We start from the raw sequence: 6,458 nt of genomic DNA on the forward strand, positions 1-6,458 counted from the left end.
GACCTGCGCCGCCATCCGGCGTGCGTGCCAGGCCGATCCATTCCAGGGCATCCAGCGAACCGCTGCGGCCATTGACCGCCAGCCCACTGGCCGGCGGGTCGCGGTCGACCCGGTCGCTGCCCAGCGTCACCTGCACGCCGGTCTGGTTGTTGTGGGTGCGCGCGGCCAGGGCCAGGCGCTGGCCGAACGCCACGTCCACGCGCCCGCTGCCCATCGGCAGCTGGGCGTTGACGGTGGTCGCCAACGGCACGCCCGGGTCCTTGTCCAGCGGCGCCGGCAGGTCCAGGCGGGTGCCGACCAGGTCCGACCGCAGCGTCAGCAGGGTCGGCGGCTCGGTCTTCGCCCCGGCCGCGACCTTGGGCAGGGTCACCCCGATCGTCCAGCGCGAGTTGCCGGCGATGTAGGGCTTGAGCCAGTTCAGCTCGGGCGCACGGTCCAGCAGCGCACCGGCGTCCAGCGCGGCGGTAAGTTCGGATTCGAAGGCCTGCTGCGGGTCACGCACGAAGCCCCCGGCGCGCAGGCTGAGCAGCCCGTCCTGGCCGAGGTGGCGCACGCTGAGGCCTTCGGCACCGAAGCCGTCGCGGCTGTAGCGGGCCTGGCCGCGCATGGCGTCGAAGGCCAGCGCGAAGCGTTTTTCGGTCAGGGCCACGCCCTGCAGATCGACCGTGCCCAGCATGTGGCCCGGACCCTGGTCGGGATGCAGCGGCTGCAGCAGGTCATAGGTGACCTTGGCCGGGCCCTTGGCGGTCAGATTGTCCAGCGTCTCGGCATAGGTAAGGTGCAGCGGGCTCTGCTTGAGCATGGCCAGCAGCGCACCGGTCTCGGTCTGGGTGGTGGCCTTCACGTACAGCGGGGTTTCGCCGAAATCGACGATGCCGGCATCGAAGTGGTTGACCGCCACGCCGGCCAGATCACCGCCGCCGTGCAGTTCAAAGCCGGGCCCGATGAAGGCGATATCGGCGTCCACCTTGCCCATGGCCGGCCAGTCGTGCTGGAAGCGGATGGTGCCGTTGCTGATATGCCCGGTGGCCTCGAAGCGGCCGTTGTTGCGGTCGAACGGCCAGTCGTCGAGGTCGCCGCTGACCAGGCCCACGCCGTTGCGGACCTGCCCGGCCACCAGCGCGGCATCGAGCCAGTCGGTGGCCCCCTTGCTCATCTTGGAGTGGATCCAGAAGCGCTTGGCCACCGTCATCGGCACGTCGTCGATGCGCGCGGCCAGCTGCAGCCACGGCCGGGTGCCGTCGCCCTGGAACCAGACACTGCCGCGTACGTCGGCGGCGTAGTCGGTGCCCTGCACGCGCAGCGCCGGGGTGCCGAAGCGCCAGCCGCCGGCTTCGTCGCGCCAGCCGACCAGCTGCCCGGCCAGGCGCACGTCGTGGCGCTGGCCGAAGCCGCTGGGCCAGTCGAAGTGCATCACCCGGCCCGGCTGCAGGTCCAGCTGGAAACCGTCGGCGTCGGCACTGAAGCGCCCACCCACGCCGCTCAGCCCAGGCGCATGCCCGGACGGGGCGAAGCCGACGTCGGCCAGTTCGCCCTGGATCGAGACCGGGCCGCCACGTTCGGCGGCGATCCGCACCTGGGTCATGCGCGCATGCGGCGCGGCGTGCTGCAGCCACTCACGCAGGCCCGGTTCGATCCGGTCGCTGAGCGCCAGCCCGCGCAGCAGCGCGGTGGCGTCGATGTTGTCGCCGGCCAGGGCCATGTGCTGGCCACCGGCCAGCAGCAGGCCGTCCAGGCGCTGCACCTCGCTGCTGCCGGCCAGGCCGATCCGCAGCTGCGGCGCGTCGGCGCGCCAGCCGCCGGTCACCCAGCGCCAGCGCGCGCGCAGCTGCAGGGTGTCCAGGGCCAGCTGCGGGCGTTTGCCATCGGCCAGCGGTGCACCGCGCAGCTGCAGGTCCTGCAGGTCGGCGTCGGCGGTGACCATCACCGGGCGGTGGTCGCGCAGGTCCACCCACGCATTGAGCTCCCCGGTACCTTGCTGCAGCGACACCCCGGCGAACTGCAGCAGGTGCGACCAGGCGCGGAAATCGGCCGGATCGGCCGCCAGCCAGGCCTGGCCATCGCCCTTGGTGCGCTCGAAATCCACGACCGCGGTCAGTGGCTGACCGTCCAGGTCGGCCCAGGCACGTGCGCCCACGCGCAACCGCTGGCCGTTCACGCGCAGACGCAGGTCGATGCGGGGCAGCTCGGCCTGCAGGTTCAAGGACGGCGCATCCACCCGCAGGCGGCCACCGATCACCTGCAGTTCGCCCAACCGCCGCAGCGCATCGAGTGGATCGCCACTGCCGGCCTGCGGCATCCCGCGCACCGACCAGCGGCCATCGTCGGCCCGCTGCAGCACCAGGGCCAGGCCGCGCAGGCGCAGTTCGGTCAGCGAGTGGCCCGGCAGCAGCCCGGCATACATCGACACCAGCACCTCGGCCTCGCCGATGGCGATGCCCTGCCCTTCGCCGATGCGCAGGCCCTTCAGTTCCAGCAGCGGCCCGCGCCGGGTCCAGGCTGTTTCGAGGTGATCGAAGCGCACCGGCTGACCGGCACGCGCGCTCAGCCAGGCCGCCACCTTGTCGGGGTGGCGCTCGGCGAACGGCAACACTTGACTGACGGTGCCCACCAGCACCGCCACGCACACCAGCACGATCGCCAATGCATACACGGCATGGCGGCGAATCCTTCGCAGTCGCAGTCGGAGCGGCGTGCTCATCGCAACGCGAAGGCACCGGCGCGCACGCGCGCCAGTGGGCGGAGATCAGAGCAACACAACATCGAACTGCTCCTGCAGGTACTGCTCGTCGGCTTGGAAGCGGATCGACTTGCCAAGGAATTCCTCCAGCTCGGCCACGGCGGTGGATTCCTCATCGGTGATGCGCGCCACCACTTTGGACGAGGCGATCACCAGCAGGCGGGCCGCATCGAACTGGCGCACCGCGCGGGTGATTTCGCGGAAGATCTCGTAGGTGACCGTTTCGGCGGTCTTGATCGACCCGCGCCCGCTGCACTCCGGGCACGGCTCGGACAGCTGCCGCTCCAGGCTTTCCACGGTGCGCTTGCGGGTCATTTCGACCAGGCCCAGCGGCGAGAAATCGTAGACGGTGGTCTTGGCGTGGTCGCGCGCCAGCGCCTTCTCCAGGGTGCGCAGCACCTGGCGGCGGTGCTCGGCGTCATCCATGTCGATGAAGTCGATGATGATGATGCCGCCCAGGTTGCGCAGCCGCAGCTGGCGGGCCACCGCCTGCGCCGCTTCCAGGTTGGTGCGGAACACCGTCTCTTCCAGGTTGCGCTGGCCCAGGAACGACCCGGTGTTGACGTCGATGGTGGTCATCGCCTCGGTCTGGTCGATGACCAGGTAGCCACCGGACTTGAGCGGCACCTGCTTGTCCAGCGCGCGGCCGATCTCGTCCTCGACCCCGAACATGTCGAAGATGGGGCGGTCGCCGCTGTACAGCTCGATCTTTTCGGCCAGCACCGGCATGTACTTGGCCACGAACGCCTGCAGCTGGGTGAAGGTTTCCTTGGAGTCCACCTTCACCTTGTCCACGTCCTTGCGGATCAGGTCGCGCACCGAGCGCAGCGGCAGGCTGAGGTCTTCATAGATCACGCTCAGCGGGGCGGCATCGCGGCCACGCCGTTCGACCACGTTCCAGACCCGCGACAGGTAGGCCACGTCCTCGGCGATGGCTTCGGCCGGCTGCCCTTCGGCGTTGGTGCGCACGATATAGCCGTAGCCGCCGTGCTGGGCCGACAGTTCGGTGACCAGCGACTTCAGGCGTGCGCGCTCGGCCTCGTCCTCGATCCGCGCCGAGACCCCGACCACCTTGGACTGCGGCAGCAGCACCATGTAGCGCGAGGGAATGCTGATCTGGGTGGTGAGGCGTGCGCCCTTGGTCCCGATCGGGTCCTTCACCACCTGCACCACGATGTCCTGGCCGTCGCGCAGCAGCTCCACGATCGGCACCGACGACGGCGGCGGCAGCGTGGTGCCCTCGGTGTCCGGGCTGGCCACCGGGGCCGGGCGGATCACGTCGTTGGCGTGCAGGAACGCGGCGCGCTCCAGGCCCACTTCGACGAAGGCCGCCTGCATGCCCGGCATCACCCGCTGCACCTTGCCCTTGTAGATGTTGCCCACCACCCCGCGGCGCCAGCCACGTTCGATGTGCAGTTCCTGCAGCATGCCGTTCTCGATGACGGCCACGCGGGTTTCGCGCGGGGTGACATTGACCAGGATTTCTTCAGACATGGGCGACACCCTCCGTTGGCGTGGTGAAAGCAGCGGGCGAAACGCCAAACGCCTGCAGCAACTGCTCGGTCTGTTGCAGGGGCAATCCCATCACGCCCGAATAGCTTCCCGCCAGATGGCGGATGTAACGTTCGGCGCCGCCCTGGATGGCGTACGCACCGGCCTTGCCCATCGGTTCGCCACTGGCCACGTAGGCGGCGATGGCAGCCGGCCCGATCTCGATGAAACTCACCTCCGACACCACCAGCACGCCGTCCTGGCGGCCGTGGGCCACCACCGCCACCGCGGTCATCACCTGATGGGTGCGCCCGGACAGGGCGGCCAGCATGGCGGCCGCGTCTTCGGCATCGACCGGCTTGCCGAACACCCGTCCGTCCAGCACCACTTCGGTGTCCGAGCCGATCACCACCGCGTCGGCATCGGCGGCCACCAGGGCAAGCCCGGCCCGCGCCTTGTCGGCGGCCACGCGCTGCACATAGGCAAGCGCCGACTCATCGGCGGCACGGACTTCAGGCACCTCAAGGTCCAGCGCACGGAACGGTCGGTCCAGGCGCGTCAACAGTTGGGTACGGCGGGGGGAGCGGGAGGCAAGATAAAGCATCTTGGAAGCATAACCTGCGGCCCGTGTCTGAATCGAAAGCAACCGCACCCAATCGCGCTTCAACCCCGGGAAAGCTCACGGAGCGTTCATCGCCCCGACACCAACCTCAACGCCTTCACAAGGAGATGTACATGCGCCGCCCATCCCTGTCCCCGCTGCTGCTCGCCCTGTCCCTTGCCCTGGGAACCTCGATGACCGCCCACGCCCAGACCTCGCCTGCCGTCGCCGTCGCCGCCGACAGCACCCTGCTCAACATCTCGGCCAACGCCGAAGCCAAGCGCGTGCCCGACGTGGCCACGCTGTCGGCCGGTGTGGTCACCCAGGCCGTCGACGGCAACACCGCGATGCGCCAGAACGCCGAGCAGATGGTCAAGGTGCTGGCCGCGATCAAGGCCGCCGGCATTGCCGAACGTGACGTGCAGACCAGCGGGGTCAACCTCAGCCCGCAGTACCGCTATGTGGAGAACGAGCCGCCGAAGATCACCGGCTACCAGGCCAGCAACACGGTCAGCCTGAAGGTGCGGGACATCGCCAAGCTGGGCAAGGTGCTGGACGCGCTGGCGGCCCAGGGCGCCAACCAGATCAATGGCCCGCAGTTCGAGATCGACCAGCCCGAACCGGTATATGACGAAGCCCGCCTGGCCGCGCTGAAGAAGGCCCAGGCCCGCGCCGAGACCTACGCCAAGTCGCTGGGCCTGCGCGTGCGCCGCATCGTGAGCATCTCCGAGAACGGCGGCGGCAACTTCCGCCCGGTGATGATGCGTGCGGCCGCCGCGCCGATGGCCGCCGATGTGTCCACCCCGGTGTCGCCCGGCGAATCGTCGGTGTCGGTGAACCTGGACGTGGTGTTCGACCTGGGCCGGTAACAGAAGCGGATCATAGGGAGCGCGGACCAACGGTCCGCCGCTCCCACATGAGATGGATGACGGCGCCTGCGGGCGCCGTCATGCGTTCCGGGCCCGGTTCCTGAGCGCCAGCCAAACACCGACATGCCCCCTGACTTCCGGGCCGCGCCCCGCTCCGGTATTGCTGTCATTGCGCGGCCCCGCCTTCTGCGTCCTGCAACCCCATCGGCCGCGCCCGCACGTTTGATGTTCCCGCACATCTGGCAAGGAGAGTGGAGCATGGTCCGTACCCAACCCCGCGTAGTGCCGCTGCAGATCGACGTTTCCCGCGTGCTCGGCTGGAGCACGGCCCTGGCCCTGCACGTGCTGGCGCTGATGCTGTTGCTGATCCCCGCGGCCTACGTGGCCGCGCCCCTGCCACGTGAACGCATGCAGATACGGATGCTGTTGCCGCCGGAGCCTACCCCGCCGGTGCCGGTGCCGATCAAGCCGGACGTCCCCACCCTGGTGCAGCCGCGCACCGTGCCCAAGCCGCAGGTGGCCCCGCTGCCGCCGCCGACCGCCAGCGCCGACGATGCCCTGGCGGTGGCCCCGCTGCCGGCCAGCGAACCCCAGGCCCCGGTCTTGGCCCCCAGCGTCCCGGGGCCGGCCGCCGGGGGCGCCGGGGCGCAGTTGCAGTACCGCAGCGCGCCGCCGCCGGCCTACCCGATCGCCGCCCTGCGCAACCACGAACAGGGCACGGTGCTGCTGCGGGTGCGGGTGGAGGCCGATGGCCGGG

The 6,458-nt window shown here is 69.9% G+C and carries 5 protein-coding genes; 2 read left to right on the forward strand and 3 right to left on the reverse strand.

Annotation, left to right across the window (positions count from 1 at the left end):
- The 3 genes from DBR34_RS09780 to DBR34_RS09790 all read right to left on the reverse strand — a co-directional run.
- Nucleotides 1–2,701 (reverse strand): YhdP family protein (locus tag DBR34_RS09780; RefSeq protein ID WP_128096644.1); only part of this gene is annotated, 2,701 nt, incomplete at its 3' end.
- 45 nt (nt 2,702–2,746) lie between these two features.
- The gene (rng, locus tag DBR34_RS09785; RefSeq protein ID WP_038687114.1) at nt 2,747–4,234 is read right to left on the reverse strand and encodes a ribonuclease G; all 1,488 of its coding nucleotides are present in this window, start codon (nt 4,232–4,234) and stop codon (nt 2,747–2,749) included.
- Complete coding sequence (locus DBR34_RS09790) at nt 4,227–4,835, reverse strand: Maf-like protein (RefSeq protein ID WP_128096645.1); 609 nt, start codon at nt 4,833–4,835, stop codon at nt 4,227–4,229. Before DBR34_RS09790 ends, rng begins: the two co-directional genes overlap by 8 nt.
- 131 nt (nt 4,836–4,966) lie before the next feature.
- Between DBR34_RS09790 and DBR34_RS09795 the strand changes: the two genes are divergently transcribed.
- Both DBR34_RS09795 and DBR34_RS09800 read left to right on the forward strand, forming a co-directional pair.
- The gene (locus DBR34_RS09795; RefSeq protein ID WP_128096646.1) at nt 4,967–5,701 is read left to right on the forward strand and encodes an SIMPL domain-containing protein; all 735 of its coding nucleotides are present in this window, start codon (nt 4,967–4,969) and stop codon (nt 5,699–5,701) included.
- Nucleotides 5,702–5,959: 258 nt separating this feature from the next.
- On the forward strand, nt 5,960–6,458 hold a 499-nt coding region (locus DBR34_RS09800), incomplete at its 3' end, for an energy transducer TonB (protein ID WP_128096647.1).

The sequence above is a fragment of the Stenotrophomonas sp. HMWF003 genome (assembly GCF_003061285.1).
In the GTDB taxonomy this organism is placed as follows: Bacteria; Pseudomonadota; Gammaproteobacteria; order Xanthomonadales; family Xanthomonadaceae; genus Stenotrophomonas; species Stenotrophomonas maltophilia_AP.

Excerpts from the sequence above, each read along its gene's own strand:
- DBR34_RS09795 (WP_128096646.1), top strand. The coding sequence starts at position 4,967 with ATGCGCCGCCCATCCCTGTCCCCGCTGCTGCTCGCCCTGTCCCTTGCC.
- rng (WP_038687114.1), bottom strand. The coding sequence starts at position 4,234 with ATGTCTGAAGAAATCCTGGTCAATGTCACCCCGCGCGAAACCCGCGTG.
- DBR34_RS09790 (WP_128096645.1), bottom strand. The coding sequence starts at position 4,835 with ATGCTTTATCTTGCCTCCCGCTCCCCCCGCCGTACCCAACTGTTGACG.